This is a genomic window from Bradyrhizobium sp. ISRA442, from assembly GCF_038085055.1.
Lineage (GTDB): Bacteria > Pseudomonadota > Alphaproteobacteria > Rhizobiales > Xanthobacteraceae > Bradyrhizobium.
Genome location: NZ_JALGCN010000007.1, coordinates 72,209 through 94,541 on the forward strand (window position 1 = coordinate 72,209; position 22,333 = coordinate 94,541).

The window sequence follows — 22,333 nt, forward strand, 5'->3', positions numbered from 1 at the left end:
AGTTGCAGGGCGGGTCACTCCGTGAGCGACTACCGCGCGCACACGACCGGTGCAGCTCGCGTACGGCAAAATCGCGTGGTCCTGGCGCCCGGAGTCTGTGCGCCAAATCTTGCGGTGATGTGGCGGCCCGACCGGGTCCGCAACATCAGTCATCCGCAAGGCGACGGGGGCAATAGTGCATCGCTCCCCGGGGAGAGCGCGACATAAGCCGTAAAGCCACTGCGCAGGGAAGGCCGGGATGTCCTGGCTGCCCTGTGTGCCGCTGTGCATCTGTTTCCAGCGCATTTGCGCACAGCGGACCGCGGGTGCCAGCCGGCACCCGGCCTTCCCTGCGCCCTCGGCACTTTTGAGGGCGGCAACTGCCGCAAAGCTCGGGCAGGTCATGCCGCGAGAACGGGAAGGTGTGTTCACAGAACGGGACAGAAATGGGAATTGAAGCCAAGCACTCTACGCACACTCCGTCATTGCGGGCGACTGGTCCGCCGAAACTCGCAGAGCGAAGCTGGAAGCGAAGCAATCCAGAGTGCTCCCATGGAGAGAGTCTGGATTGCTTCGTCGCAAGAGCTCGTCGCAATGACGACGGAGAGAACGAGGTTCACTCCGCCAGCGTCGCCTCCACGAAGCCGCGCGGGTCCGCGCAAAACTCCCGCATCACCCGGTAATGATCAGTCTCTTCCACCGTCACCGGCTCAAGGCCGTATTTGCTGAGCCGCAACAGCTTCGCGTTGGGATAGGCCATCAGCATCGGCGAATGAGTGGCCATGATCACCTGGCAATTGCGGGAGGAATCCATGCGGTGCAGCAGCTTCAAAAATTCCATCTGCCGCGCTGGCGACAGGGCCGACTCCGGCTCGTCGAAGATGAAGATGCCTTGCCGCTGACAGCGCTCCTCGAAGAACCGCAAGAAACCTTCGCCGTGGGAATAGGACAGGAAATCGGGCGGCATGTCCGAGACTTCATCGAGATATCTGGCGACGGAAAAGAACGTCTCGGCGCGAAAGAACCAGCCGTTGGTGATCTTCGGTACCCAGCCGGCACGCAGCGCGACGGACAGCTCTCCACCCATGATCTCGCGCGCATTGGAATGATCGACCGGTCTATACCCCTTGCCCCCGCCGGCGTCGTCATAGCCCGCGAGCGCGGCGATACCCTCCAGAATCGTCGATTTGCCGGTGCCGTTCTCCCCAACGATGATCGTGATCGCGGTGTCGAAGTTCAGGTCGAATTCTTCGCTGAAGAGGGGAAGACAGTACGGATAGGCCTCCCAGTCCGGCACCAGAGCGCGGTCGAGCCAGACGCGCCGGAGATAGGGCGCGGGCAACCTGATGTCGCGATTTCGGCCTCGCATCTCCGCTCCTCCCTACACGTGCCATATCGCACGCCCAATTGGAACATAACAGGAACAATTCCGCTTGGGAAGTGGCATCATGACCCGGCCACAAGCCCCGGTGGCACCCTAGGCCAGCGCCTCCAGCACCAGCTCCATGGTCATAAGCACCGGATTGTCGCCGCGGATCAGGCGGCCCTCGGCGAGACCGCCGGTGTAGTCGACCAAGGCGACGTCGAGCACGGCTTCGAGCACGCCGGGCTGGCCCGGTGCGATCGTCCCGGCCGTCACCGCCAGCTCGGTGGCAAATGGCTCGGTCACGCCGCCATGGGTGAATCGCGCGCCGATGGTCGAGCCGACGCCGCCATGGATCTTCGCCCGCGCGATGTCGCGCTCACGGCAGAAGCCTTCGAGGCAGCCCGCAAAATCCTGGTTCGGTCGCACCCGCAGCGCGAAGGCGCGGCTGGTCGTGCGCGCACCACTGCTCGCGGCGGCCACCGGTCCGAACAGCTTGAAGTTGGTCTCGGGATCGGACTCCGCCTTGAACATCGCACCATCGAGACCGAAGGCTTCGACCTCGAACGGCTCGGCAACGATCGTCTCCTCCGGCAGCATGTGGCCGCCGCTGGCGCGGCCATCGGCCTCGTTCCAGAGTCCGTGGCAATGAAAGAATGGTGCACCGTCGCGCGTGCCGAGCGTCATGCTGCCGAGCTTTGTATGCGTTACACCGTTGGGGCGGAACGTCTCGCTGTAGAACGCGGCATTCTGACCGGTCTTGGACAGCGCCGGCATGACATAGGCGAACGGTCCGAGCGCGCCGCGCCGGAAGTTCAGCACGCCCCCGGCAAAGCCTTCCGCCGCAAAGCCACGCCGCGCGGCTTCCAGCAGCGGCACACCCGCTTGAAGCCTGAACGAGAAAGCGCGCCCCCTCGCCTCCACCCATTGGATGCGCTCGGCGACCGGCGCGCCCGGCTGCTTGATGCTGCGCATGACGCCCGCTCAGCCCGCCTGCTTCTTGTCGAGATCGAGCAGCCCGCGGGCCTCGAGCTCGTCGCGCACCATGCGCTTGGGGATCTTGCCATAGCCGGACTTCGGCAGGGCCTCCCAGAAGAAGAAGCGCTTCGGCATCTTGTAACGTGGCACCTTGGGGCCAAGGAACGCCGCCATCTCGGCTTCGCTTACGGGCTTTGCGCCCTCGCGCGCGACGCAGACGGCAACGCCGACCTCGCCCCAGGTCGGATCGGGCACGCCGAGGACGGCGACCTCGCCGACGGCGGGATGCGTCAAGATCTTCTCCTCGATCTCGCGCGGATAGATGTTGGAGCCGCCGGAGATGTACATGTCGGAGGCGCGGCCGGTGATGTAGAGGAACCCTTCCTCGTCCATGTGGCCGAGATCGCCGGTGCGGAACCAGCCGTTGCGGAACGCCTTCGCATTGGCCTCGGGATTGTCGTAGTAGCCGGCGAACACCGCAGGGCCAATCACGCAGATCTCGCCGCTCTGGTTCGGCTTCAGCTCGCGGCCCTCATCGTCCTGGATCGAGACCTGCATCCCGGTGCGCTCGAAACCGCAGGTGCCGATCTTCGCGTGCGGACCGTCCTCGGGATCGTGCAGCGCCGCCGGGAGCACGGTAATGTTGCCGGTGACCTCGCCGAGGCCGAAATACTGCACGATGACCTTGCCGAGCTTCTTCAGCGCGGCCTTCTGGTCCTCGCGATACATCGGCGCGCCGGCATAGATCACCTGGCGCAGCGAGGAATGATCGTATTTGTCGGCGGCGGGATGCTCGATCATCATCTTCAAAATCGTCGGCACCGTGAACAGATTGCTGACGCGATGCGCTTCGATCAGGCGGAACGCCTCGTTGATATCGAATTTTTCCGTCGGCAGCAGCACGGTACGCGCGCCGCGCGCGGTCTGCATCAATTGATGCACGCCGGCGCCATGAGACAGCGGCGCCACCACAAGCGATGCGTCCTGCTCCGTCGTGCCGGGCGTCAGATCGGCGAGATGATTGGTCACCACGAACCCCATCTGGCCGTGGGTGAGCACGGCGGCCTTGGAGCGGCCGGTGGTGCCGGAGGTGAAGAAGAACCAGCAGGGATCGTCGTACTCGACATCCACATTCGCGACATCAGCGCCGGCCTGCGAGGCGATGGCCTCCGCCACGCTTCGCTCGCCGAACGAGGCCTTGCCGTCGATGCTCCAGATGAAGTCCAGCGCGCCGCCGCTCACGGCCGCAGCGTGCTCGGGAAAATCGACGTGACACAAAAACGCCTTCGCACCGGAGGCCTGGGCAAGATAGGCGACCTCGTCCGGCATCAGGCGGAAATTGGTGGGAACCCAGACCGCACCAAGCCGGAACGCCGCGAACATCGAGACGAACATCTCGTCGCCATTCTTGGAATGGACGAGGATGCGGTCGCCCTTCTTGATGCCGCGCGCTGCGAGCGCCGCCGCCAGTGCCGAGACCTGCGCATCGATTTCGCGCCAGGTCCAGGATCTGTCGCCCCACACGAATCCGGGGCGCGAACCATGCCGCCGCGCATTCTGGGTCAACATGTGAGCGAGATTCATGACGCGGCGGGACATGCGCAGGGGCTGCATGGGGTTTCCTCTTCGATGGCGGATCGCGTGCTTGTGCCCCGCCCTTTGCATCCCATTTATCGCCATCGCCCGCAACGTAGCAAGGCCGCCGGCCGCACCTCGCCTTACGGCTTCCCGAACTCAAACGGCATCGCCGAGATGGCCTTCTCCTTGAAACAGCAGAACGAAGATGAGGAGCAAATATCTCATTCGCGTTGGTCGCCGCCGCGACCGCGACCGTTCAGGGAATCTTAAACATGATCGGCGCAACCTCGCGCAGTTCTCGCGTACAGAGTGCCGCATCATGGTCAAAGCGCCCGCCGTCCTCCTGTTGTCGCTGGCGCTTGCCGGATGCGCTGTGGCGCCGCAAGCGCGCCTCGCCTCGGATCCCGCGTTCACACCCGCGCGCTATGCCTGGGATGGCGCCGGCGAGGATCCCAATCAACCGCGTTCCGTCTCTGGCCCATCGCGCACCGTTGCACGAGCCGACCGCAACAACGCGCAGGCGGGATTTTAGCCCTATTCGAAAGAATGGTGGCAGGCCCAGGACGGCATCGAGGCCGAGCAAGACGCCAGGGTCAACCGTTCGCTCGTCATCTGCCAGGGGTGCCTGCGCCCGCGGCAACAACAGCCTGAAGACGCGCGGCTGGCCAAGGCGGCCGATTGAACCGACCGCAAACCCGCCGACCAGATCGTGCATTATGATTTCGTAGGCGAGGCCGATAGCTGGAAGATCGACGACATCAGGGGCGCCTCCGACGACGAGGCGTGGTCGATCCGCAAGATGCTGACGGAATCGCTGAAGAGCTGACCGGAGACGACATGAGCGACGTCATCAACAACAAAACCCACAGCCGCTACGAGCTCGCCGTCGAGGGCCACCTCGCCGCGACCTACTATAAGCTCGATGGCGACGTCATCACTTTCGTCCATACCGAGGTGCCATCGGAGCTCGGCGGCAAGGGCATCGGCTCGAAGCTGGTTAGGGGCGCGCTCGATCAGGTCCGCACCTCAGGCCTGAAGGTCGTCGCGCAATGCCCGTTCGTGAAGGCGTGGATCGACAAGCACCCGGACTATGCGGATCTTGTGAAGAGATGAGGGTTCAGGCCCGCCCATAGCCAGGCGGATCTGCCGACATCTACGGCCTACTGTCCATGCTTGAGCATCTCCTGGTCATTCAGGTCCCAGTCCTGCCAAAGCTGGAGCACGCCGAGGAGCACCACCACCGCGCCGAGGCTCGTGTGGTAGATGCGCAGAAAACCCTCACCGGAATAGCCGAGGACATAGGGCGAGCCGATGAGCCACAGTCCGATCAGAATCGTCGTCACCTCTTGCCAGCGCTGCAGCGAGACATATTCGAGCTGGCTGATGCCAAATACGGCGAGGCCGACTGCGACCGCATTCAGGATCGCCATCTGCTGTCCCACAATCGCCGCCTGATCCTGGATGGGAAACCATGGCGACGCGACGATCAGCGCGCCGAGCAGCATCCCGCACCAGTCTTCCCATGTTCGATGAGTATTCAAGAAACCAAAGTCCGACATCGTACCCTCCTACAACAGAGGCATACGTCGGCGGCTGGCGATCATGACACTCCGAATGTCTAACGACCCTGCCGGCCGCATTCGGGCGTATGTCCTGTCAAGAATGTCGCAACCGCCGTGGAACTTGCAAGAGCGATGGCGCGGATTATTTGCGGTCGCGTGCGGTGCTGCCTGGTCAGGCACTCGTACTGCACTGCAACTACAGGGCACCGAGCTTCTGGAGCGCCTCGCGCGCGGCCGGCAACCCGGGCCGCAGCTCCAGCGCCTTCCTGAAGTCGGCGATGGCACCTTGCCTGTCACCAAGCCGAAGCCTGGCCTGGCCGCGATTGTTCCAGGAGAACACGTCGGACGGATCGTATTGCAGCGCCTTGTCGTAGTCGGCGAGCCCGCCCTTGTTGTCGCCCTGGTAGAGCCGGATCATACCGCGATTGCGCCAGCCGCGCGCATCCGTCGGCGCGACCCGGATCGCCTCGCCGTAATCGGCGGCGGCGCGGTCGAGCTGCTCGCTGTCGCGATAGACGTTGCCGCGATCGATATAGGCGAGCAGACCGGGCGCCAGCTTGATCCGCATGGTGAAGTCGGCGAGCGCATGCGGCATGTCGTGCTTGCGATAGTAGGCGTAGCCGCGATTGGCATAGGCCGTGGCATAGTTGGAGTCGAGCTTGATCGCGGTGCTGAAGTCAGCCAAGGCGCCGTCGAGGTCGCCCTTGTTATAGCGGGACTCGCCGCGGTTGCTATAGGCGAGCGCCAGCGACGGATCGAGCTTGATGGCCTGGTCGTAGTCGGCGATCGCGCGATCGTAGTCGTGCTTGAAGGAAAAGACGCGGCCGCGATTGTTGAAGGCGCAGGCATAATCCGGAGCGAGCCTGACCGCCTCGTCGAGGTCGGACAGCGCGGCATCGAGTTCGCGCTTCTCGGTCAGGCCATGGCCGCGGTTGCAATAGGCACCGGCGAGCCTGCGGCCGCTCTCGCTCCTAGTATCGATCACGGTCGAGCAGGCCTTGACCCGCTCATCCGGCGAGCTGGTCAGTCCGACGCACGCCTCCCAGGCCGGGCCGCCTTCCGCCGAGGCCGGCACCGGCGACATCGCGGCGAGCGCGGCAAGTACGGCCATGAGGCTGATCGGGACACGCATTTTTCGGATATCTCCCCTGCGGCAACCTTCCTTGGTCGCGCCTTGGCAAGAGCCGGTTCAGGCGCCTAGATCGGGGAAACAAGCCTCGCTTCGGAAGGGTCACGCATGGCGGCATCGGTACGCGACAACAAGGACAAGAGCCGCTTCGAACTCGACGTCGGCAGCGAGGTCGCCTTCGCCAATTATCGGCTGACGCCGTCGGCCGTGATCATCACCCACACCGAGACGCCGCGCGCGCTGCGCGGCCGCGGCATCGCTTCCGAGCTGATAAAGGGCGCGCTGGAATTGATCCGCCACGACGCCAAGAAGGTGATTGCCGGCTGCGGTTTCGTCGTCGACTATCTCGACAGGCATCCGGAGGATGCCGATCTCGTCGCCTGAAAGCAAAAGGGGCCCGCGATCTCGCGGGCCCCTGCTGCGACGGTGATGCCGATCAGTGCTTGATCTCGGGCGGCAGCTTGCCGCCATTGGCGGCGAGCTTGGACATGACTTGCTTGTGCAGCCAAACATTCATGCTGGCCGAGTCGTTCATGTCGCCGGTGTAGCCGAGCTCCTTGGCGAGGTCCTTGCGGGCGGCAAGGCTGGAATCGATGTCGAGCGCCTTCATGAGGTCGACGATCGAGGTGCGCCATTCCAGCTTCTCGCCCTTGTGGGCGGCGGCGGCCTTGTCGACGATCGCGGCGACGTCCACGGTTGCCATGGGCGCAGCAGCAGGCGCAGACGACGGCGCCGATGCGCTCGGCGCCGAGCCGGCGGGCGCACTGCCCGCAGGGGGCGCGGCAGCGGCCGGCTCGCTGCCGAAGATCGCGCTCATGATTTTCCCGAAAATACTCATGTCTGCTCCCCGAATAGGATCCGTTGGAAGGCCTTCACTTATAGCCGAAGTTTCTGCGTTGCGCCCGCCGAGTTCAGCGAAGCTGCAACCAGCATCAGCTTATCTGCGGCGAAATGACGACCGAATGACACGCTCGAGGTTGCACTGCGGCATCGAATCTCACCCATGCGTGCGGGACAGGACTCGGAATTGGGAGTACGGTTGACGTTCAGCTCGCGATGCCATCTGGATCTCGCGTCTGGTCGGGATCGCGAAAGTCAGAGAAGAGCGGCCGCTTGCGCCGTTTGCCGGCGCCGGAGTTCGGCCGCATGGCAAGGGAGCTAGCGACCATGGCCACGTTCTACCAGGGCAATGTCCCCACGATGGCCCAGACCGCGGATGCGGCTGGACCTGTGATCCGAACCATCCGACTGTCCGACCTGCATGACGCGCTCAAGCGCGGTTGGGAAGATTTCAAGGCGGTTCCGAGCCACGCCATCATCCTCTGCGTGATCTATCCGGTGCTGGGCCTCGTGCTCGCCCGCGTGGTGATGGGCTATTCGGTGCTGCCGCTGCTGTTTCCACTGGCCGCGGGCTTTGCCCTGATCGGCCCGTTCGCCGCCCTCGGACTCTATGAGCTCAGCAGCCGGCGCGAACGCGGTGAGGAAGCCAGCGCCTGGGATGCCATGGAGGTGCTGCGCTCGCCTTCATTCGGCGCGATGCTCGGCCTCGGCACGCTGTTGCTCGCGCTGTTCGTGACCTGGGTCGCGACGGCGCAGGCGATCTACGTTGCAGCCTTCGGCTATGAAGGCGTGACCGGAATCTCGGATTTCGCAAGGCGCGTGCTGACGACGCAACAAGGCTGGTGGCTGATCGTGGTCGGCTGCGGCGTCGGCTTCGTGTTCGCGCTGGGTACGCTTTGCGTCAGCGTCGTGTCGTTTCCACTGATGCTCGACCGCCATGCCGGCGCGCTGGAGGCGGTGGTGACCTCGCTTCGCGTCGTGGCGAAGAACCCGGTGCCGATGGCGGCCTGGGGCCTGATCGTGGCAGTGCTGCTGGCGCTCGGAACGATCCCCGCTTTCCTTGGCCTGGCCGTAGTCATCCCCCTGCTCGGCCACGCCACCTGGCACCTCTATCGCAAGGCAATCGCCTCCGAACCCGGTGCCCGTCCGGTGCCGCCACCGCCGCATCGTCCACGCAAGCCGGCGGCCGATTTCCCGGCCAACCTCTTCCCCTGGCGGAATGACACGAACGCCTAGTAACATGCAGCGACAGCCGATCCTACCCGCGTCGTGGGCAGGATCGGAGTGTCTTCAAACGCCTTGCTTTGGCCGCGGTTACTCCCGAGATTGTCGCCGCCGGTCATGCCACTTCACGGAATGAATTCATTCGAATGACCCCGACGATTTCTCGTCTCGCCCTCACCGCCTTCATCCTCACCGCGTCCATCCTGTCCGCCGAGCCCACGCTTGCCGCAGTCGCCTGCGGCTCGGGCAACTTCGATGCCTGGCTTGCCGACTTCAAAACCGACGCCGCCGCCAAGGGCATCTCGCAGCAGGCGATCACCGCGGGGCTTGCCGGCGTGACCCTCGATCAGACCGTGCTCAATCGCGACCGCTCGCAAAAAGTCTTCAGCCAGAGCTTTGAGGAATTTTCCGGCCGCATGGTGCCGCCGCGCCTGCAGCGCGGCTCCAACATGATGAAGCAATATGGCTCGGTGCTCTCCCGCATCGAGCAGGCGTACGGTGTGCAGGGCGAGGTGCTGGTCGCGATCTGGGGGCTCGAGACCGATTTCGGCGTCAACATCGGCAAGTTTCCGACGATCCGCTCGCTCGCGACGCTGGCCTATGACTGCCGGCGCGCCGAGCAGTTTCGCGGCGAGCTGATGGATGCGCTGCGCATCGTCCAACGCGGCGATCTGGCGCCGGCTGAAATGCGCGGTGCCTGGGCCGGCGAGATTGGCCAGACCCAGTTCATGCCGTCATCCTGGATAAAGTACGCCGTCGACTTCGACGGCAACGGCAAGCGGGACCTGCTGCACAACGCGCCCGACGTGCTCGCCTCCACCGCGAATTATCTGGCCGGCTATGGCTGGCAGCGCGGCAAGGATTGGCAGCCGGGCAGCCCGAATTTCGCGGTGCTACAGCAGTGGAACAAGAGCGAGGTCTACGCCAAGACGGTCGCCTATTTCGCGACCCAGCTCGCGCGCGCTCCTTAGGACAGGTCCTGAACAAAAGCGTAGGGCCGATCGCGCCGCGACCGGCCCTCTTTGAGCGTTTACTTACCCATGGAGGCGCGCATCGCCTTGTTCAGGTGTGCGCCGCATACACCCATTTTGCCGTTGAGCAGTGAGTCCTGAGCTGCCGCGATCTCCTTCTGGGCGACCGTCTTGCTGTCGCCATCCGGCATGTTCTCGATCGCGGTCTCGGTGTGCTCCAGATTGGCCGAGCTGCACCCACCAGCCGCATGTTTTGCGGCTTGAGCCGGCGCAAGGGCCAAGGGAACGGCAGCAATTGCAATAACCCCGAGTAACTTCGTCATGATGTTACTTTCCTTCTCTTATTCTTGAACACAGAGCCGGCGGCATTGCCGGAATCTGCCACGTGACTTTCCCCGGATGCGGCAACTTGCCGCAATAAATTCCCCGCGAGAATTGCGTGATGTTGCGCGCCGCGCAGAGCCGCATGCGAAATTTCTGATTTTCATTACAACTTTGTAATCAGCTTCACACGCTCGGCGTGTGTACAGCGCGGCAACGATGCGCGCCAACTGCACGAACCAAAACGACCGGCTCTTCATGCCCCGGGGGATGATTCCGGATTTCGAACGCTCACGCGAGCTGCCCAAGGATTGGTTGGCCTAAGTAATGAATATATATTCATTTCAATAAGATCGCTCAACATGCGATTCGCGCATATGTCACTTGGGTCTAAAAGCTGCCGGACTGTCTTGCGGACGGTCGATACACGACTTATTTCATCTCCATTGGGAACCGTCAGGCACGGCAATAAACCCATGATCTCATGGAAGTTTATCGCTGAACTTAGGCGATCCCGCCCATCTCTTGGGCGAGACTGCCGAGAGGTTAATCGTTTCTTACTTGCGCTATGCGCTATTTGCTTAGCTGCATCGCAACATCGGAACTTCCGCACTGCAACACACCCATCTATATTCATTTCAACGATGACGCTCAGGTCAAGAGCTGAATCGAACTACAGGAGACTACAATGCTGCTCTCGCTCATCCGCATGATCCAGGCTTTCCGGGACTATCAGCGCAATGTTGCCGAGCTGTCCCAGCTCAGCGATCGCGAACTGGCCGACATCGGCCTCGATCGCTCGGACATCCCGCGCGTTGCCGCCGGTCAGTATCAGGGCTGATACCGTTTCAGCCCTTACCGGACGAACCCGATAGCGCCCGCCTCGTGCGGGCGTTGTCGCATCTGGAAGGCAGAAAACTCGATCTCGGCGATTCCAACGGCCGCCAAAAAGCGCTACCTGTCCGAGCCATGACAGGACCCCAATCCAACACCGTGCATGTGATCGGCGCCGGGCTAGCCGGCTCGGAGGCCGCCTGGCAGGTGGCTAAATCAGGCATCCCGGTGGTGCTGCACGAGATGCGGCCGACCCGCATGACTGAGGCTCACCGCACCGACGGGCTCGCCGAGCTCGTCTGTTCGAACTCGTTCCGCTCCGACGATGCCGCCAACAACGCTGTGGGCCTGCTCCACGCGGAGATGCGCCGCCTCGGCTCGCTGATCATGCGCGCCGCCGATGCCAACCAGGTGCCCGCTGGCGGCGCGCTGGCGGTCGATCGCGATGGCTTTTCCGCCGCGGTCACCAAGGCGCTCAACGACCATCCCCTGATCGAGATTGCTCGCGACGAAGTCGCCGGCCTCCCGCCGGCCGAATGGGACAACGTGATCGTTGCGACTGGCCCCCTCACCTCCGCACCGCTGGCCGACGCGATCCGCGGACTGACCGACGAGAACGCGCTCGCCTTCTTCGACGCGATCGCGCCGATCGTGCACCGCGACTCCATCGACATGTCGGTGGCCTGGTTCCAGTCGCGCTATGACAAGGTCGGTCCGGGCGGCAACGGCGCCGACTACATCAACTGCCCGATGACCAAGGAGCAGTATGACGGCTTCGTCGCCGCGCTGCTGGCGGGCGAGAAGACCGAGTTCAAGGAGTGGGAGACCAACACGCCCTATTTCGACGGCTGCCTGCCGATCGAAGTCATGGCGGAGCGCGGGCCCGAAACCTTGCGCCACGGGCCGATGAAGCCGGTCGGGCTGACCAATCCGCACGATCCCAGCACAAAGCCCTACGCGATCGTGCAACTCCGCCAGGACAACAAGCTCGGCACGCTCTACAATATCGTCGGCTTCCAGACGAAGTTGAAGTACGGCGAGCAGCAGCGCATCTTCCGCGCGATTCCGGGTTTGGAGAAGGCCGAGTTCGCTCGTCTCGGCGGCCTGCATCGCAACACTTTCCTCAATTCACCCAAACTGCTCGACGGCCAATTGCGCCTGCGCGCACAGCCACGACTGCGCTTTGCCGGCCAGATGACCGGCTGCGAGGGCTATGTGGAATCCGCCAGCGTCGGCCTGATCGCGGGCCTCTATGCGGCAGCGGACGCGCGCGGCGAGCGGCTTACGAGCCCGCCGGCCACGACGGCGCTGGGATCGCTGCTCGGCCACATCACCGGCGGCCATATCGAGACCATCGAGGCGGGCACACGATCGTTCCAGCCGATGAACATCAATTTCGGCCTGTTCCCGCCGCTTGCAAGCGCACCGACGAAGAAGGCCGACGGCACACGCCTGCGCGGCAACGAGAAAACGGTGGCCAAGAAGCAAGCGTTGAGTGCGCGGGCGCTTGCCGATCTCGATCGCTGGATCGCCGATCACCTGCACATTGCCGCGGCGGCGTGAGCTTTCGATGAGCCTCCCCAAGGAAGACGCCGCGGTGCTTTCGGCGCGCTGGACGGACGGCGTGCTGCTCAAGCGCGACGTGTTCTCGACAGTCGAACGGGGCCGCTTTCGCAGCGACAGCGGCGAGGTCGACGCCGTCCTGCGCCGGCTCGACGAAGTCCCGTGGTGGTCGTTCCTACTGGCGCGCCACCTATTCGCGCGCGAGAAGCATGCCCTGGCGCTCGCCAAAGGCCTGAACGTCGGTCCCGAGTTGCTGTGGGCTGGACGTCGCGCGCTGGTCCGCGGCTTCGTCGACGGCGCCGCGCTGCATTTGGCCAAACCGCATGGCGACCTCGCCTATTTTCGCTCGGCCAAGGCGGCGCTGCGCCGGTTGCGCCGCGCCGGTATCTGCCACAACGATCTCGCCAAGGAGCAGAACTGGCTGGTCGGTCGCGATGGGCGCGCCTATGTCACCGACTTCCAGCTTGCCGCCTGCTTTGAGGGACGCGGACGGCTCTATCGCATCCTCGCCTATGAAGATCTCCGGCATCTCCTCAAGCACAAGCGCTCCTATGTGCCGGAGGCCCTGACGCCGCGGGAGCGCAAGATCCTGGCAAAGAAATCCCTCGCCGCGAGCCTGTGGCTTGCCACCGGCAAGAAGGTCTATCGCGCGATCACGCGCGGCCTGTTCAACTTCACCGACCGCGAAGGCGGCGGCCGCCGCTTGGTCAACGACGCGCCGGTGCTGACCGCCCTGATCCGCAAAAATCCGGCCGTGCGCGACACCGCCATCGTCGCCTTCGCCGACCGCCGCTCGGGCGTCGGGCTCTATGCCTTCGTCGAGGCCGACCAGGCCGCCCTCGAAGGTCAGCTCCGCAACGAGCTCACTGCCGCCAGGGGACCGAAGCCTCCCGAACACATCCAGGTCGTGCATGCCCTGCCGCGCGATACCAGCGGCAAGCCGCGCACCGAGATCCTGCAGCTAGTTGCCATGAACCAGCTCGACCTGATCGAGCCGATGATGAGGAACGACCAGGACCGCGCCTTCCTCAAGGACATCCTGGAGCAGCGCAAGAACCTGCGTGACCGCTTCAATTTCGAGGCGAATCTGCCGGCCAGCTAGCTTGGACCTGCCTTGAAGCGTCCACATTGCCGATGGAGAAGCGACGCAGATATCACGGTGGCTTGGTGGGGAATGAGCACCTGGGGGTCAATGACGCGTCGCATGGCCGGCGGAATCGTCGCGGGTCTTCTGCTGGCAGCCGCGCCCGCGATGGCCACGGACTCCCCTGCCGAACTGATCTCCAGCTACCGCCTCAAGCATGGCGAGGCCCGCGTCGTGCGCGACGCAACCCTCGACCGCATTGCGCTGGAACAGGCGCGCGCGATGGCGGCGAAGGACGATCTCAGTCACGAGGTCCTCGGCCCGTTCACCAGGCGGGTCGCGCCGGCGCGTGCGGGCCGCGCCGCGGAAAACATCGCCTATGGTTATGACAGTTTCGAGAAGACGCTCGGCCAGTGGATCGACTCCTCAGGGCACCGCAAGAACCTGCTGCTGCACAACGCCTCCCGCGTTGGGATCGCAAGCGCCAGGAATGCAAGCGGCAAGCGCACCTACTGGGCGATGGTGATCGCAGGCGATTACGAGCCGAAGCCAGGCAAAGGCAAGAAGGACAAGGAACCGCTTGTCGTTGTGAAGCGTGAAGTCGCGCCCTCAAGCCGGCCCAAAGCCGGCGGCTGCCACATCAAGCTGCTCAGCCTCTGCATTTGAAACCGAGCCCGGCGGCGTACGCTGCAAAGCGAAAAGACCACCTGCGGCAAATCGACCGCGACCTTCGGGCCAGCTTCAGGTGCGAGCCGCCCTTCCTCCAAGGCAGGCGGTCATATATGAGGGATTTGCCACCGGAATATCCTTCGAAGCGAATTGGCAACGTTCATGGCGGTAGTTCGTTAATCCGAGTATCGCAATCTGACACTTGATCGACGCAAGCGCGGATAGGCAGTTCGGGGAATGACATGGCAGATCGGTTGACGGCGGCGCAATGCAGCACGGCGATGCGGCGTCGAGGCCCCCCCGGCATTGTCACATTCGCGGCGATGGCCGCTCTGACGGCACTGACCGCAGGCGCCGCGGCCAAGCAGGCGCGCCCCGCCGTCGAGGCGACGGCGCCGCGCGAGGCCGGCGCGCCGATTATGGCGATCGTGTCGATCCAGAGCCAGAAGGTCACATTCTACGACGCCGACGGCTGGATCCTGCGCGCCCCGGTGTCGACCGGCACGACCGGACGCGAGACCCCGGCCGGCGTCTTCGCCGTCATCGAGAAGGACAAGGACCACCACTCGACCATGTATGACGATGCCTGGATGCCGAACATGCAGCGCATCACCTGGAACGGCATCGCACTGCATGGCGGCCCCCTGCCCGGCTATGCGGCCTCGCACGGCTGCGTACGCATGCCCTACGGCTTTGCGGAGAATCTGTTCGAAAAGACGCAGATCGGGATGCGGGTGATCATCTCGCCGAACGACGCGGCCCCGGTCGATTTCTCCCACCCGGCGCTGTTCGTGCCGAACAAGCAGGCCATTGCGGCAGCCCCGGCGCGTGCCGATACACTCTCCCGCGAAGCCGAGGAAGCCACCAGGGCAGCCGACGAAACGAAGAGCGCCGCCGCGGCGGCGGCACGCGAAGCCGCATCGCTCCCGACGACGTTGCGCAAGCTGGAACAGCTCAAGGCTCGGGCCGACGCCGAACTCGCCTATGCCGACAAGGCACTCGCGACCGCAAAAACGGATCAGGCCAAGGCTCGGGCCGAGGAGCAGAAGCAGAAGGCCGCCGCCAACGCCGCGGATGCGGCGACGCAGCTCGACGCCGCCAAGACCGATGCGCAGCCGAAGCGCGACGCCGCTGCGGCGGCAAAAGATGCCGCCAAGGCGGCTGCAACCAAAAAGGCCGACGCCGTCAAGGCGGCGACCGAGGCGAAGCTCGCGCTCGAGCCGGTCTCTGTGTACATCAGCCGGTCGACGCAAAGGCTTTACGTGCGGCGCAACACGCACAAGCCGGCGCCGGACGGCGGCGGCGAGGTGTTCGATACGAGCATCGAGGTTCCGGTCACGATCCGCAACCCCGACCAGCCGATCGGCACGCATGTGTTCACCGCGATGGCGAAGAACGATACCGGCCTGCGCTGGAGTGTGGTCACGATCGACGACGGCGACAACGCCAAGGACGCGCTCGACCGCATCACCATTCCGCAGGACGTGCTCGATCGCATCGCGCCGACCGCCGTGCCGCGATCGTCGATTATCATCTCGGACGAGCCGCTGAGCAAAGAGACCAACTATCGCACCGAGTTCGTCGCGGTGCTGAGCAACCAGCCCCAGGGCGGCTTCATCACGCGCAAGCCGACGACAGATATGATTGCGAGCCGCGACGGCGGCTGGGGCGACGACGACGGCTTCGGTTTCTTCTTCCAGCAGCGCAGTTATGACCAGCAACCCGGCACCGGTTATCCGCGTCGCCGCGGCGGCCAGTATTATCAACCGATGCAGCCGATGCAGCGGGGTTGGTGGTAGGACGGCACACTCGATCGCTAGCGCACCGTCTCGATCAACGCGCCGGACGAAGTGCCGGCGACGTCAGCCGCGGCGCGCCGCCTTGATCGCGGCGACATCGATCTTCGTCATGCCCATCATCGCTTCGAATGCGCGCTTTGCTTCGGCACCGCCGGCCGCCAACGCCTCGGTGAGCACGCGCGGCGTGATCTGCCAGGAAACGCCCCATTTGTCCTTGCACCAGCCGCAAGCGCTTTCCTGTCCGCCATTGCCGACGATGGCGTTCCAGTAGCGGTCGGTCTCGTCCTGATCGTCGGTGGCGATCTGGAACGAGAAGGCCTCGTTGTGCTTGAACACGGGACCGCCGTTGAGGCCGAGACAGGCGACGCCGGCAACAGTGAACTCGACCGTCAGCACATCGCCCGCGTTGCCGGACGGATAGTCGCTGGGAGCGCGGTGGACAGCCTGCACTGCGCTGTCGGGAAACGTCTCGGCATAGAAGCGGGCAGCAGCTTCGGCGTCCTTGTCATACCAGAGGCAAATCGTGTTCTTCGCCATCGCGAGTCCTTTCAGTTCCAACTCAAAGCGTGCCCATTCCCCAAGCGCGCGTCAGCTTAGAATCTTGTTCGCCTGGCTGTCACCATGGGTGGCCAACTTGCCGCAGTGGCGCGTGTTCAAATATCGCGTTCGGAGCCGGCAAAATCTCTCAAAGCGTCCCGCTGCCACAGTCGAAATTGGAATGTGGACGCAAGATACGACGAATGCGCTTCATTCGAATAGTCGCACGCCGCTCACGTGCAGCGCGCGCTCAGGCCGGACGCGCTGAGTCTGGCCATGACTTCGTCGAGATGCGCGCTGTCGCGCGTCTCGATGACCAGTTGCAGCAGCGTCGCCTTGGCCGGAAGGTCAGAGAACGTCCGCTGGTGCGAGACCTCGATGATGTTGGCTCCGGCCTCGGCGAGCAGCGCAGCTACCGCAGCGAGCTGGCCCGGCCGGTCGGGGATATCGAGCGACAGTTGGGTCAGCCGTCCCTCGCGCGCGAGCTCGCGGGTCAGGACGGAGGCGATCAGCCGCGTGTCGATATTGCCGCCGCTGAGGACCAGGCCAACCTTCTGGCCGGCAAAGCGGGACGGATCGGACATGATCGCGGCAAGGCCGGCGGCGCCGGCGCCCTCAACGACCGTCTTCTCGATCGAGATCAGGCTCGCGACCGCGCGCTCGAGCTCAGCTTCATTCACGAGCGCGATGTCCTCGACGAGACGGCGGACGATCTCCATGGTGATCTTGCCGGGCGATTTCACCGCAATGCCTTCGGCCAGCGTGTCGCCGCGCGCGGGCAGGTTGCCGTCGTGAATCGCGTTGTACATCGAGGGATAGAGCCAGGCCTCGACACCCAATATCCGCAATGAAGGCTTCAGCGACTTCGCGGCAATGGCGATGCCGCTGATCAGTCCGCCGCCGCCGATCGGGACGACCAGCGTATCCAGCTCCGGCACCGCCTGAAGCATTTCCAGCCCGACCGTGCCCTGCCCCGCGATGACGAGCGGATCGTCATAGGGGTGGACGAAGATCATGCCGCGGGCCTCGCCATGGCTTCGTGCAAACGCAGCGGCCTCCTCCAGCGTCGCACCGGTGACGATCACCTCGGCGCCGTGGTGCCTGGTGTTCTCGACCTTCACCATCGGCGTGCCGACCGGCATCACGATGGTGGCGGGAATGCCGAGCCGCTTGGCGTGATAGGCGACACCTTGCGCGTGGTTTCCCGCCGACATGGCGATCACGCCCCGCGTGCGCTCCTCCGGCATCAAGGCCGTGAGCCGGTTGAGAGCACCGCGCTCCTTGAACGAGGAGGTGAACTGGAGGTTCTCGAATTTGAGCCAGATGTCGCAGCCGCAGATGCTGCTCAGCGTCCGGCTGTAGTTGCAGGGCGTTTCGACGACGGCACCCCGAACGATGTCGGCCGCGGCACGGATATCAGCCGGCGCAACCGGAAGGCCGGTCAGATCGACCGGATCAACCGTCGTCGAAGATGCGGTTTGGGACAACTCAGCCATAGGACAGCATAGAGCATTTGGCCGGTCCAGGCGATATGCGAGCCGCTATTTGGTAAATTCACGCGACCGCGAGGCCCGCCACAACGTCCATAGCGTGCGCAGTCTCGACGACGGGGCCGGCGTGAACGGATTGCGATCCGCCCGCGACAGCCGCCTCAGGTCGGCGCGCGCCTGGCTCAGGGGCAAAAATGCTGATCGTGCCGATGCCGGCACCTCAGCCAGCAGCGAAGCGGCCGTTGCGAGGTGCTGCCGCGCTTCATTGAAGAGCTGGTCGAGAACGGCGCGCAGAGCGGGCGTCTGCTGGCCGGCGAACACGTCCTCCATGCGGCAGCCATGGCTCTCGAGAATCTGCTGCGGCAGGAACAATTGCCGGCGCGCGGCATCGCGCGGCAGGTTGGCGACGACCTGCACCATGCCCTGGGCGAGCCCGGCATGGCGTGCAAGGTGCTCCATCGCCGCCCATGGCGGCGCCACGATCCGGGCCGCCAGCGCGAGCAGCGCCGAAGAGGTCGCATCCAGATAGCCTTCCAGGGCCGACATGGTCGGCATCGGATCGTTGTAGAGATCGAACTGGTGCTCGTCGACGAGCAGCGACAACGGTTCAACCGGCAGATCGAATTCGCGGATCGCGCGCAGGAGCTCGGCGGCCACCGGGTTGCCCTCGGCGCTGCCATGCGCATGGCCCGCCAGCATGTCGGTCCACCATTGCAGGCGGATTTCGCCGGGCAAGGGCTGGCTCACCTGGTCGCGTACGCGGACGATCTCGACATTGAAAGCGTAGAGCGCGAGCAGCGCGCGGCGCTCGGCGGCGGGCACGAACAGGGTTGCGACATAACGCGGAAAGTCGTGACTGCGCACGAGATCGGCGCAGAAGGCGACGGCATCGGCAGAAGGCGCAGTGCTGCTCATGGCACGGCGATCAAGGCGGCCGCGACACGCCGCCGTTCGCCGATCATGATGTTGTAGGTGCGTACCGCGGGCCCGGTCTGCATCGTATCCAGCACCACCCTCACCGCCTTCAGCGCCTGGCGCAGCTCCGGCGGCGGCAGCCAGAGACCGGTTCCGGTTCCGATCAGCAGTGTGTCGATGCTGTTGGCGGCCGCGAACACCCGATCCAGCGAATAGCGGTCGATCTTCGCGGGATCGGTCACGTCCCAGGCCCAGATCGCGTCGGGCAGGCAGAGTAGCGAGCCTCGGTGCGACATCCCGGCAAAAGCGAAGCCGCCCTTGCCATAGGCTTCGATCGGCGCCGAGCGCGGGAAATGCGGAGCGTTGGGATCGCCGGTCATGCGCTTCGTCCGAATTGGCCTACTGCCCTCGCAAACTCGTGCGAGGGCACGCGGTTCGGATCATGGCCGATTTTTCTTTGCCGGCGCAGCCGTATCCGCGGTGTCTTCACGATGCGTGCCCACGCCGAGATAGATCAGGATCGGCGCCGCGATGAAGATCGAGGTGTAGGTGCCGACCAGCACCACGCCGAACATCATCACCGCGGTGAAGCTGTGGATGGCATGGCCGCCGAACAGGAGCAGCGCGAGCAGCGCGAGCGTCACCGTGACATGGGTGATGATCGAGCGCGACAGCGTCGAGTTGATGGACTCGTTGAGGAGCTGCGGCATCGGCATCTTCTTATAGCGCCGCAGCATTTCACGGATACGGTCGTAGATGACCACTGTATCGTTCAGCGAATAGCCGAGAATGGTCAGAAGCGCCGCGATGCTGGTCAGGTCGAAATCGACCTGGCTGATCGACATGAAGCCGATCGTCAGCACGATGTCGTGCACGTTGGCGATCATGGCCCCTAACGCGAACTGCCATTCGAAGCGGAACCAGAGATAGATCAGGATCGCGACGATCGCGAGCATCAGGCCGAGCATGCCGAAGGCCAGCAGCTCGCCGGACACGCGCGGTCCCACCACCTCGACGCGGCGGTATTCGACGGTATCGCCGAGCGCACCGCGGACCTTCTGCACCGCCTCCTGCTGGGCAGCATCACCACCCGGCTGCTCCGCGACACGGATCAGGACGTTCTCGGGGCCGCCGAACTGCTGCAACTGGACTTCGCCGAGGCGCAAGGCATCGAGCGTGGTGCGCATCGCCGCGATGTCGGCGGTGCCGGACTTGGCCTGCACCTCGAGCAGCGTGCCGCCGCGGAAGTCGATGCCGAAATTCAGGCCATGGGTGAAGAACAGCGTGATCGCGACGATCGACAGCGCTGCCGAGATCGGGAAGCTGATGCGGCGGAAGCGCGTGAAGTCGAAATGTGTGTCGTCCGGGACGATGCGCAGCGACGGCAGCACGCCGAGCGCGGCAACGACGGTGAGAATGGCAATCAGGATGCCAAGCCCGATGAGAACGTAGTGGGTCACGGTCTTAGCTCCTAGATCGGCACGCTCTGCGGCCGCTTCCACCGCACCCACCCCGCCACGATCAGCCGGGTCAGCGTGAAGGCGGTGAACACCGTGGTGATGATGCCGATGCCAAGCGTCACGGCGAAGCCGCGCACCGGACCGGTGCCGATGTAGAACAGCACAGCGGCGGCAATGAAGGTCGTGATGTTGGAATCGAGGATGGTCGCCAGCGCCCGCTTGAAGCCGGCGTCGATCGCCGAGATCGCGTTGCGGCCGCCACGCAGCTCCTCGCGGATGCGCTCGTAGATCAGCACGTTGGAGTCGACCGCGATGCCGACGGTGAGCACGATGCCGGCAATGCCGGGCAGCGTCAGCGTGGCGTTGAGCAGCGACAACAGGCCGAAGATCATGGCGACGTTGATCGCCACCGCGATGTTGGCGAACAGGCCGAACAGCCGGTAGGTCAACAGCATGAACACGATCACCATGATCGAGCCGACATAGGCGGCAAGCTCGCCCTTCTCGATCGAGTCCTGGCCGAGGCCCGGACCGACGGTGCGCTCTTCCACGACCGTGAGCGGCGCCGGCAGCGCGCCGGCACGGAGCAGCACGGCGAGATCATTGGCCGACTGGACGGTGAAATTGCCGGAGATCTGCCCCTGCCCGCCGGTGATCGGCTCGCGGATCACCGGCGCCGAGATCACCTCATTGTCGAGCACGATTGCAAACGGCAGCCCGACATTCTCGGTCGTGGCCTGCGCGAACTTGCGGGCGCCGACCGAATTGAAGCGGAAGCTGACGATCGGCTCGTTGGTGCGCTGGTCGAAGCCGGGCTGCGCATCGGTGAGCTCGCCGCCCGAGACCAGCACCTGTTTCTTGACGACGTAAGGCACCTTCGGCGAGCTCGTGCTCATCAGGAGCTCGGATTCCGGCGGCAGCCTGCCCTGCTGCGCCTGGTCCGGCGATATCGAAGTATCGACCATCCGGAATTCCATCTTCGCGGTCTTGCCGAGCAGCTCCTTCAGATGCGTCGGATCCTGAAGCCCCGGCACCTGCACTAGAATGCGGTCATTGCCCTGGCGCTGGATCACCGGCTCGACGGTGCCGAGCTCATTGACGCGGCGCTCGACGATCTGGATCGACTGCTCGATCGTGCGGCGCATGCGCTCGACCATCGCGGGCTGCGACAGCGCCAACCGAATCAGGCCGCCGCCGGCATCGGTGACCTCGAGGTCACGTTGCGAACCCGAGCCCAAAAGGCCGCCGATCGGCTGCGCGAGATCACGCAGCTTGGCGAGCGCGGGCTGCAGGTCGGTGTCCTTGACACGGACCTCGACCGCGTCGCCGCGGGTCACGAGGCCGGTGTAACCGATCTTGGCCTCGCGCAGGGCGCGGCGGACATCGTCGCGGACCTGGTCGAGCTTCTCTTTCTTCACGTAGTTGGAATCGACCTCGAGCAGCAGATACGAACCGCCCTGCAGGTCGAGGCCCAGCACGAGCCGGCGCTGCGCCCAGGCGGGCCAGGTCTTGACCTGCGCCTCGGGGAAGAAGTTCGGGACCGCGCAAAGGCACACGATCAGCGCTGTCAGGATAATCCCCAGCGCCCTCCACCGCGTGAAATACAACATCGACTGGACCTGTCAGATCAGGAGATTCTCGAGACTCGCGCGAGCGCTCAGCTTGCCGAGGTGTCGTCCTTGGCGCTTTCCTTGGCCGGCTCGCCCTTGGCGCGAACGCCGGAGATCATCTGGCGCATCTGCCGCACGCGCACACCGTCGGAAATTTCGAACTCGATCTGGTCGTCGTCGACGACCTTGGTGACCTTGCCGACGAGGCCGCCCGAGGTCACCACGGTGTCGCCGCGGCGGATGTTCTTCACGAGGTCGGCATGGTCGCGCACCTTCTTCTGCTGCGGCCGCAGAATCAGGAAGTACATGATCACGAAGATCAGGGCGAACGGCAGCAGCGACATCAACATGCTGTTGGTGTCGCCAGCGCCCGCAGCCTGGGCATACGCAGGGGTAATGAACATACGGACGGTCCTCGTGAGAACGG

General features: G+C 64.4%; 24 protein-coding genes and 1 pseudogene. 10 read left to right on the forward strand and 15 right to left on the reverse strand.

The window, feature by feature from the left end:
• Positions 1–595 precede the first annotated feature (595 nt).
• The 4 genes from MTR72_RS16855 to MTR72_RS16870 all read right to left on the reverse strand — a co-directional run bounded on the left by MTR72_RS16855 (position 596) and on the right by MTR72_RS16870 (position 4,613).
• Complete coding sequence (locus MTR72_RS16855; protein ID WP_341510707.1) at positions 596–1,348, reverse strand: AAA family ATPase; 753 nt, start codon at positions 1,346–1,348, stop codon at positions 596–598.
• A gap of 108 nt (positions 1,349–1,456) precedes the next feature.
• Entirely contained in the window at positions 1,457–2,317 is an 861-nt protein-coding gene (locus MTR72_RS16860) for a PCC domain-containing protein (protein WP_341510708.1), read from the reverse strand.
• Positions 2,318–2,326: 9 nt separating this feature from the next.
• Positions 2,327–3,934, reverse strand: coding sequence for an acyl-CoA synthetase (locus MTR72_RS16865; protein ID WP_341510709.1), 1,608 nt, complete (start codon positions 3,932–3,934; stop codon positions 2,327–2,329).
• A 220-nt stretch (positions 3,935–4,154) separates the two neighbouring features.
• On the reverse strand, positions 4,155–4,613 hold the full coding sequence (locus tag MTR72_RS16870; protein WP_341510710.1) for a hypothetical protein: 459 nt from the start codon (positions 4,611–4,613) through the stop codon (positions 4,155–4,157).
• Here MTR72_RS16870 and MTR72_RS40475 point away from each other — a divergent pair.
• Together MTR72_RS40475 and MTR72_RS16875 are read left to right on the forward strand one after the other, a co-directional pair.
• Positions 4,584–4,724: pseudogene (locus MTR72_RS40475) on the forward strand (DUF3828 domain-containing protein); the annotation flags it as partial. The gene MTR72_RS16870 and the pseudogene MTR72_RS40475 overlap by 30 nt on opposite strands.
• A gap of 11 nt (positions 4,725–4,735) precedes the next feature.
• The gene (locus MTR72_RS16875) at positions 4,736–5,011 is read left to right on the forward strand and encodes a GNAT family N-acetyltransferase (protein WP_341510711.1); all 276 of its coding nucleotides are present in this window, start codon (positions 4,736–4,738) and stop codon (positions 5,009–5,011) included.
• A gap of 47 nt (positions 5,012–5,058) precedes the next feature.
• Here MTR72_RS16875 and MTR72_RS16880 read toward each other — a convergent pair whose 3' ends face one another.
• Both MTR72_RS16880 and MTR72_RS16885 read right to left on the reverse strand, forming a co-directional pair.
• On the reverse strand, positions 5,059–5,457 hold the full coding sequence (locus MTR72_RS16880) for an SPW repeat domain-containing protein (protein ID WP_341510712.1): 399 nt from the start codon (positions 5,455–5,457) through the stop codon (positions 5,059–5,061).
• Positions 5,458–5,656: 199 nt separating this feature from the next.
• A complete protein-coding gene (locus MTR72_RS16885) occupies positions 5,657–6,592 on the reverse strand; it encodes a tetratricopeptide repeat protein (protein ID WP_341510713.1) in 936 nt (311 codons plus the stop codon).
• 105 nt (positions 6,593–6,697) lie between these two features.
• On the opposite strand from MTR72_RS16885, the gene MTR72_RS16890 reads away from it, so the two are divergent.
• A complete protein-coding gene (locus tag MTR72_RS16890) occupies positions 6,698–6,973 on the forward strand; it encodes a GNAT family N-acetyltransferase (protein WP_341510714.1) in 276 nt (91 codons plus the stop codon).
• 52 nt (positions 6,974–7,025) lie between these two features.
• Here MTR72_RS16890 and MTR72_RS16895 read toward each other — a convergent pair whose 3' ends face one another.
• On the reverse strand, positions 7,026–7,427 hold the full coding sequence (locus tag MTR72_RS16895; protein ID WP_341510715.1) for a DUF3597 domain-containing protein: 402 nt from the start codon (positions 7,425–7,427) through the stop codon (positions 7,026–7,028).
• 329 nt (positions 7,428–7,756) lie between these two features.
• Between MTR72_RS16895 and MTR72_RS16900 the strand changes: the two genes are divergently transcribed.
• Both MTR72_RS16900 and MTR72_RS16905 read left to right on the forward strand, forming a co-directional pair.
• Positions 7,757–8,665, forward strand: coding sequence for a DUF2189 domain-containing protein (locus MTR72_RS16900; protein ID WP_341510716.1), 909 nt, complete (start codon positions 7,757–7,759; stop codon positions 8,663–8,665).
• Between the two features lie 134 nt (positions 8,666–8,799).
• Positions 8,800–9,624, forward strand: a complete 825-nt coding sequence (locus tag MTR72_RS16905; protein ID WP_341510717.1) for a lytic murein transglycosylase — start codon at positions 8,800–8,802, stop codon at positions 9,622–9,624.
• 59 nt (positions 9,625–9,683) lie between these two features.
• On the opposite strand, the gene MTR72_RS16910 is transcribed toward MTR72_RS16905, so the two are convergent.
• On the reverse strand, positions 9,684–9,947 hold the full coding sequence (locus MTR72_RS16910) for a hypothetical protein (protein WP_341510718.1): 264 nt from the start codon (positions 9,945–9,947) through the stop codon (positions 9,684–9,686).
• A 686-nt stretch (positions 9,948–10,633) separates the two neighbouring features.
• On the opposite strand from MTR72_RS16910, the gene MTR72_RS16915 reads away from it, so the two are divergent.
• The 5 genes from MTR72_RS16915 to MTR72_RS16935 all read left to right on the forward strand — a co-directional run bounded on the left by MTR72_RS16915 (position 10,634) and on the right by MTR72_RS16935 (position 15,894).
• On the forward strand, positions 10,634–10,786 hold the full coding sequence (locus tag MTR72_RS16915) for a DUF1127 domain-containing protein (protein WP_007590701.1): 153 nt from the start codon (positions 10,634–10,636) through the stop codon (positions 10,784–10,786).
• Between the two features lie 128 nt (positions 10,787–10,914).
• Positions 10,915–12,342 carry a methylenetetrahydrofolate--tRNA-(uracil(54)-C(5))-methyltransferase (FADH(2)-oxidizing) TrmFO gene (gene trmFO / locus MTR72_RS16920; protein WP_341510719.1) on the forward strand — a complete coding sequence of 476 codons (1,428 nt, stop codon included), beginning with the start codon at positions 10,915–10,917 and terminating at the stop codon, positions 12,340–12,342.
• A gap of 7 nt (positions 12,343–12,349) precedes the next feature.
• Positions 12,350–13,444: a serine/threonine protein kinase gene (locus tag MTR72_RS16925; RefSeq protein WP_341510720.1), complete on the forward strand. Its 1,095-nt coding sequence runs from the start codon at positions 12,350–12,352 to the stop codon at positions 13,442–13,444.
• A 72-nt stretch (positions 13,445–13,516) separates the two neighbouring features.
• Complete coding sequence (locus MTR72_RS16930) at positions 13,517–14,092, forward strand: CAP domain-containing protein (RefSeq protein WP_341510721.1); 576 nt, start codon at positions 13,517–13,519, stop codon at positions 14,090–14,092.
• 245 nt (positions 14,093–14,337) lie between these two features.
• On the forward strand, positions 14,338–15,894 hold the full coding sequence (locus MTR72_RS16935) for a L,D-transpeptidase (RefSeq protein ID WP_341510722.1): 1,557 nt from the start codon (positions 14,338–14,340) through the stop codon (positions 15,892–15,894).
• 63 nt (positions 15,895–15,957) lie between these two features.
• Here MTR72_RS16935 and MTR72_RS16940 read toward each other — a convergent pair whose 3' ends face one another.
• The 7 genes from MTR72_RS16940 to yajC all read right to left on the reverse strand — a co-directional run bounded on the left by MTR72_RS16940 (position 15,958) and on the right by yajC (position 22,310).
• The gene (locus tag MTR72_RS16940; protein ID WP_341510723.1) at positions 15,958–16,431 is read right to left on the reverse strand and encodes a VOC family protein; all 474 of its coding nucleotides are present in this window, start codon (positions 16,429–16,431) and stop codon (positions 15,958–15,960) included.
• Between the two features lie 233 nt (positions 16,432–16,664).
• Positions 16,665–17,927 carry a threonine ammonia-lyase gene (locus MTR72_RS16945; protein ID WP_341510724.1) on the reverse strand — a complete coding sequence of 421 codons (1,263 nt, stop codon included), beginning with the start codon at positions 17,925–17,927 and terminating at the stop codon, positions 16,665–16,667.
• Positions 17,928–17,972: 45 nt separating this feature from the next.
• Positions 17,973–18,836 (reverse strand): phytoene/squalene synthase family protein, encoded by an 864-nt coding sequence (locus MTR72_RS16950; protein ID WP_341510725.1) that lies wholly within the window; start codon positions 18,834–18,836, stop codon positions 17,973–17,975.
• Positions 18,833–19,216: an Mth938-like domain-containing protein gene (locus tag MTR72_RS16955; protein ID WP_280963738.1), complete on the reverse strand. Its 384-nt coding sequence runs from the start codon at positions 19,214–19,216 to the stop codon at positions 18,833–18,835. The genes MTR72_RS16950 and MTR72_RS16955 overlap by 4 nt, the downstream gene beginning before the upstream one ends.
• Positions 19,217–19,276: 60 nt before the next feature.
• Positions 19,277–20,296 (reverse strand): protein translocase subunit SecF, encoded by a 1,020-nt coding sequence (secF, locus tag MTR72_RS16960; RefSeq protein ID WP_341510726.1) that lies wholly within the window; start codon positions 20,294–20,296, stop codon positions 19,277–19,279.
• 11 nt (positions 20,297–20,307) lie between these two features.
• Complete coding sequence (secD, locus tag MTR72_RS16965) at positions 20,308–21,906, reverse strand: protein translocase subunit SecD (RefSeq protein ID WP_280963736.1); 1,599 nt, start codon at positions 21,904–21,906, stop codon at positions 20,308–20,310.
• Between the two features lie 47 nt (positions 21,907–21,953).
• Positions 21,954–22,310, reverse strand: coding sequence for a preprotein translocase subunit YajC (gene yajC, locus MTR72_RS16970; protein WP_279377589.1), 357 nt, complete (start codon positions 22,308–22,310; stop codon positions 21,954–21,956).
• Positions 22,311–22,333 lie beyond the last annotated feature (23 nt).

Bases quoted from the DNA above. Each gene is read 5' to 3' on its own strand.
- MTR72_RS16860 (WP_341510708.1), bottom strand. From the start codon at position 2,317: ATGCGCAGCATCAAGCAGCCGGGCGCGCCGGTCGCCGAGCGCATCCAA.
- MTR72_RS16950 (WP_341510725.1), bottom strand. From the start codon at position 18,836: ATGAGCAGCACTGCGCCTTCTGCCGATGCCGTCGCCTTCTGCGCCGAT.
- MTR72_RS16875 (WP_341510711.1), top strand. From the start codon at position 4,736: ATGAGCGACGTCATCAACAACAAAACCCACAGCCGCTACGAGCTCGCC.
- MTR72_RS16905 (WP_341510717.1), top strand. From the start codon at position 8,800: ATGACCCCGACGATTTCTCGTCTCGCCCTCACCGCCTTCATCCTCACC.
- MTR72_RS16895 (WP_341510715.1), bottom strand. From the start codon at position 7,427: ATGAGTATTTTCGGGAAAATCATGAGCGCGATCTTCGGCAGCGAGCCG.
- MTR72_RS16900 (WP_341510716.1), top strand. From the start codon at position 7,757: ATGGCCACGTTCTACCAGGGCAATGTCCCCACGATGGCCCAGACCGCG.
- MTR72_RS16925 (WP_341510720.1), top strand. From the start codon at position 12,350: ATGAGCCTCCCCAAGGAAGACGCCGCGGTGCTTTCGGCGCGCTGGACG.
- MTR72_RS16865 (WP_341510709.1), bottom strand. From the start codon at position 3,934: ATGCAGCCCCTGCGCATGTCCCGCCGCGTCATGAATCTCGCTCACATG.
- MTR72_RS16910 (WP_341510718.1), bottom strand. From the start codon at position 9,947: ATGACGAAGTTACTCGGGGTTATTGCAATTGCTGCCGTTCCCTTGGCC.
- secD (WP_280963736.1), bottom strand. From the start codon at position 21,906: ATGTTGTATTTCACGCGGTGGAGGGCGCTGGGGATTATCCTGACAGCG.
- trmFO (WP_341510719.1), top strand. From the start codon at position 10,915: ATGACAGGACCCCAATCCAACACCGTGCATGTGATCGGCGCCGGGCTA.
- yajC (WP_279377589.1), bottom strand. From the start codon at position 22,310: ATGTTCATTACCCCTGCGTATGCCCAGGCTGCGGGCGCTGGCGACACC.
- MTR72_RS16855 (WP_341510707.1), bottom strand. From the start codon at position 1,348: ATGCGAGGCCGAAATCGCGACATCAGGTTGCCCGCGCCCTATCTCCGG.
- MTR72_RS16880 (WP_341510712.1), bottom strand. From the start codon at position 5,457: ATGTCGGACTTTGGTTTCTTGAATACTCATCGAACATGGGAAGACTGG.
- MTR72_RS16955 (WP_280963738.1), bottom strand. From the start codon at position 19,216: ATGACCGGCGATCCCAACGCTCCGCATTTCCCGCGCTCGGCGCCGATC.
- MTR72_RS16915 (WP_007590701.1), top strand. From the start codon at position 10,634: ATGCTGCTCTCGCTCATCCGCATGATCCAGGCTTTCCGGGACTATCAG.
- MTR72_RS16940 (WP_341510723.1), bottom strand. From the start codon at position 16,431: ATGGCGAAGAACACGATTTGCCTCTGGTATGACAAGGACGCCGAAGCT.
- MTR72_RS16885 (WP_341510713.1), bottom strand. From the start codon at position 6,592: ATGCGTGTCCCGATCAGCCTCATGGCCGTACTTGCCGCGCTCGCCGCG.
- MTR72_RS16890 (WP_341510714.1), top strand. From the start codon at position 6,698: ATGGCGGCATCGGTACGCGACAACAAGGACAAGAGCCGCTTCGAACTC.
- MTR72_RS16945 (WP_341510724.1), bottom strand. From the start codon at position 17,927: ATGGCTGAGTTGTCCCAAACCGCATCTTCGACGACGGTTGATCCGGTC.
- MTR72_RS16930 (WP_341510721.1), top strand. From the start codon at position 13,517: ATGAGCACCTGGGGGTCAATGACGCGTCGCATGGCCGGCGGAATCGTC.
- MTR72_RS16935 (WP_341510722.1), top strand. From the start codon at position 14,338: ATGGCAGATCGGTTGACGGCGGCGCAATGCAGCACGGCGATGCGGCGT.
- MTR72_RS16870 (WP_341510710.1), bottom strand. From the start codon at position 4,613: ATGCACGATCTGGTCGGCGGGTTTGCGGTCGGTTCAATCGGCCGCCTT.